At 45.9% G+C, this 610-nt stretch carries 2 protein-coding genes; both read left to right on the forward strand.

Going from position 1 to position 610, the window contains the following annotated elements; translation table 11 throughout:
* Positions 1-462, forward strand: a 462-nt coding sequence (locus A3738_RS03735; RefSeq protein WP_156503924.1) for an ATP-binding cassette domain-containing protein, incomplete at its 5' end; no start/stop codon positions are given.
* Positions 462-610: ATP-binding cassette domain-containing protein (locus tag A3738_RS29090; protein ID WP_156503925.1), on the forward strand; the 149-nt coding region annotated here is incomplete at its 3' end. The genes A3738_RS03735 and A3738_RS29090, both read left to right, overlap by 1 nt.

Consider the following 610-nt stretch of genomic DNA (forward strand, 5'->3'; position numbering starts at 1 on the left):
GTTGCCCAGCATCGACACTCAAATACCAACCTACTCTCAGGTTTATTCAATACGCCTGCTTATAAGAAGTCTGAAGAACGTGCGATGCACCGCGCGAGATACTGGCTCGACAAAGTGGGGCTGACCGATGTCGCTAACCGCGAGGCGGGCAACTTGTCTTACGGCCAACAGCGCAGACTAGAAATAGCACGCTGCATGGTAACCGAACCGAAGCTGCTTCTACTTGATGAACCTGCGGCTGGCCTAAACCCGAAAGAAACGAAAGACCTAGATAATCTAATTGTTTCGCTCAAAGAAGATTACCACGTATCGGTATTGCTAATTGAGCACGACATGAATCTCGTAATGGGTATTTCAGACAACATTTACGTTATCAATCAAGGAACTCCTCTTGCCTCTGGTACTCCAGAAGAGATCAAAGGAAATCCAGACGTAATCAAAGCATATTTGGGAGAGGTTTGATGTTAGTACTCGATAATGTCCATACCTACTACGGAAAGATTCAAGCACTTAAAGGCGTTTCGTTGAACGTCGATAAGGGTGAAATCGTCACACTAATTGGTGCTAACGGTGCAGGTAAATCTACCCTACTGATGACAGTGTGTGGAGA

This window comes from Oleiphilus sp. HI0066 (assembly GCF_001635725.1).